Annotated in this window: 3 protein-coding genes; 2 read left to right on the top strand and 1 reads right to left on the bottom strand. The window is 73.8% G+C overall.

From position 1 onward, the window contains the following. Both C1I97_RS37415 and C1I97_RS37420 read left to right on the top strand, forming a co-directional pair. Nucleotides 1-534: ADP-ribosylglycohydrolase family protein (locus C1I97_RS37415; RefSeq protein ID WP_146608439.1), on the top strand; the 534-nt coding region annotated here is incomplete at its 5' end. After that, a complete protein-coding gene (locus C1I97_RS37420; protein ID WP_111007305.1) occupies nucleotides 531-1,022 on the top strand; it encodes an NUDIX domain-containing protein in 492 nt (163 codons plus the stop codon). The genes C1I97_RS37415 and C1I97_RS37420, both read left to right, overlap by 4 nt. A 27-nt stretch (nucleotides 1,023-1,049) precedes the next feature. Here the strand turns inward: C1I97_RS37420 and C1I97_RS37425 are convergent, their stop codons facing one another. Continuing rightward, nucleotides 1,050-1,250: a type II toxin-antitoxin system VapB family antitoxin gene (locus C1I97_RS37425; RefSeq protein ID WP_111007306.1), complete on the bottom strand. Its 201-nt coding sequence runs from the start codon at nucleotides 1,248-1,250 to the stop codon at nucleotides 1,050-1,052. Between the last annotated feature and the right edge of the window lie 57 nt (nucleotides 1,251-1,307).

Raw genomic sequence — 1,307 nt, forward strand, 5'->3', positions numbered from 1 at the left:
CAGGGAGGCGACGCGGTGCTGTCCCACACCGGCAACGGCGTCTACGGCGCCCAGTGGGCGGCGGCCCTGATCGCGGCGGCCTTCACCGCCCCTACCGTCCGCTCCGCCGTCGACACCGCGCTCACGGTGATCCCGGCGAGCAGCCGCCTGGCCCGCACGGTGCGCCGCGTCGCCTCCCTGCACGAGGCGGGCGTGCCCTGGGAGGACGCCCTGACCACGCTCGCGGACGAGACCGCCGGCCTCGGCTGGATCCACACCGTCCCGAACGCCGCCGTCCTCACGGCCGGCCTCCTCTACGGCGAAGGCGACTTCACCCGCACCCTCGCGCTCACCGTCCGCGGCGGCCTGGACACCGACTCCAACGGCGCGACGGCCGGCTCGGTGGCCGGCGTCCTGACGGGCGCCGCCGCCCTCCCCGCCCAGTGGAAGGACCCCCTGGAGGACACGGTCCGCAGCGCGGTCTTCGGCTTCGATGGCGTACACATCACCGAACTGGCGGACCGCACGCTGCGCCTGGTTACCCTTCCAGGATGACCACTGCCGACTACGCCACGTACATCGCCGGGCTCCCCCGCGTCCTCGCCGCTGCCGCCGCCCTCTTCCGTGACGAGCGGGGCCGGGTGCTCCTCGTCGAGCCGAACTACCGGGAGGGGTGGGCGCTGCCGGGCGGCACGGTCGAGTCCGACGACGGGGAGACGCCGCGCCAGGGCGCGCGCCGCGAGACGCTGGAGGAGATCGGCCTCGACCGCGAGCTCGGCCCGCTGCTCGCGGTCGACTGGGTGCCCGGCACCGGACGCCCGCCGCTGGTGGCGTACCTCTACGACGGCGGCGTCCTCACCGACGACGACCTCAAGGCGATCTGTTTGCAGGAGGAGGAGCTGCTGTCCTGGCGCCTGGTCCCCCGCGACGAACTCACCGCCCACCTGCCGGCCGCCACGGGCCGCCGCGTCCTGACCGCCCTCGACGTCCTGGCCGACGGCACCGGCCCGGCGGAACTGGAGAACGGCCGCCACGCCGGCTGATCACTCCGGCTGATCACTCCGAGCGGTTCATCCTTCGACGTCCCGGGGCCTGACGTCCACCTCGCGCAGCGCCTCGTCACGCTCGGCGACCCTGGCCTCCGTACGGTGGCCGCGCTCGATGTAGTCGCGGACGACCAGCTCGACGGCGTCCTGCGGGCTGCCCACTCCGGCGAGAACCATCACTTCCACGACGAGCTCGGCGTCGAGCGACACGGTGACCTTGGCCATGCGCGGACGGTAGCACCGCCGGGTCCGGGCCCGGACGGATATCCCTGTCTCTTATAC

It is taken from the genome of Streptomyces sp. NTH33 (genome assembly GCF_003236365.1).
GTDB lineage: Bacteria > Actinomycetota > Actinomycetes > Streptomycetales > Streptomycetaceae > Streptomyces.